Here is a 1,525-nt window from a genome sequence, read left to right on the forward strand (position 1 = left end):
CCGGTGAACCCATCCATTGTCACCACCTGTATGTGCTCCCGGAAGCTGGGGTCGCGCTCTTTAAGTCACCCGCTGAGCACGTGGGCGGATCTGCCTGGTCGCATGTCTAACAAACGAGCAGGCCCACGCCCGTCCACCAGCGGGGTGAGGTCAACAAGTATGGTCACCAGGTTTGATGCCTGGCCTGGTTTTCTGGTGTGTTTCCATACGTGTTCATCGACTCCGAGGACGCGAACCCCGTCTAGGTGGCAGGGGTCGCCGTAGACAAGCTGGCGACAGGCATCCAGTGCGACTTTATTGACCAGGTCCCATCCCACACCGAGTGCTTTGGCGGTAGCTGACACACTCATCCGGTCAATAGCAAGGCGCTGCAAGATCCAGCGGGTGACCCGATAAGTGAGTTTGGCGCCGTCATCCGCGCAGGTTAAAGATTCTTGGAAGATCTTTCTCTTACATGAGGCGGCTGTGCATAAGAATCTGGGGACTGTTACGTGCAGCCTAGTGGGGAATCCAACGACAGGAAGATCAACGAGTCGACGGGTGATGTGGTCGCGTAACTTTCCTGGCTGTCCGCAGTCCGGGCACACGCCGACAACGGTTACTGGCGTGGCCTCAATGATGGTCAACGCTCCGGCATCGGCAGCACCGGTGATGGCAAGTCCGATTTCCGCGGTACGGCAGATGGTGTCAGCAACGAGGTTTCCAGTAGGCTTCACAGTACGGGTCCCTGGTGGGTTTAGATGGTTGTGTAGGAACTTTCATCTTCACACCAGGGACCCCTACATGTTGTGGTGACCCGCCGAACCCGTCGAGCTCTACCTCACCCCCGCTACGCACCCCAAAACCGGAAGAGCCATCAAAGTCCCTTCTTGGAGGCCCTCGAAAGGCTGGGCAGCATTGCGCAGAAAGACAAGGTCATGGCGAACCTCTCAGCGGTCCGCTCGTGCGCCATCGCGATTGCTCACGATGACGCGTTAGCGCAAAAAGAAACGCCCGAGCATTAGCTCGGGCGTTTGCTCGTGGCTTACCCAACCACGGCCGTGGGGCCGGCTAGGTCCCTAGGAACACCTGGTGCTTAGGAGTCCTTGCGGCGGCTAGGACGCAGAATCAGAGCCGCACCAACGATGAGTGCCAGTGCCACACCAATGAGGCCCAGGACGTTAGCACCGGTGTTGGCAAGCTTGCCAGACGAGGTGCTCTTGGAAGAGGCCGGGGTGCTCGTGGTCGCGCTTGGCTGGCTGGCCTGGCTCGGCTGAGCACTCGGGGTCTGCTCGGACGTCGGCTGATTCTCCGCGCTCGGTGCCTTCGGTGCCTCTGGCGCCTTCGGCTCCTCAGGCTTCAGCGGCTCCACTGGCTTGGCCGGCTTCGTCGGCAGCTCCGGAAGGTGCGGAGGCTTAAAGAAGTGAGCCAATACCGGCGGGATAATCACCAGCGGGATGAGCGGCCACAGGCTACTGAGGTTCGGGATGCTCGAGGTGCCCGGCTTATCCGGCTCCTCAGACGGTTTCGGCGTCGGGTCCTCAGA

At 60.3% G+C, this 1,525-nt stretch carries 1 protein-coding gene and 1 pseudogene; both read right to left on the bottom strand.

Translation table 11 applies throughout. The annotated features are described in order from the left end of the window. Positions 1–716: pseudogene (locus tag HMPREF2808_RS13000) on the bottom strand (transposase family protein); the annotation flags it as partial. 359 nt (positions 717–1,075) lie between these two features. After that, the coding region (locus tag HMPREF2808_RS05730) for an LPXTG cell wall anchor domain-containing protein (RefSeq protein WP_141752583.1) at positions 1,076–1,525 on the bottom strand (450 nt) is incomplete at its 5' end.

This window comes from Corynebacterium sp. HMSC078A10, from assembly GCF_001811565.1.
Classification (GTDB): domain Bacteria; phylum Actinomycetota; class Actinomycetes; order Mycobacteriales; family Mycobacteriaceae; genus Corynebacterium; species Corynebacterium hesseae.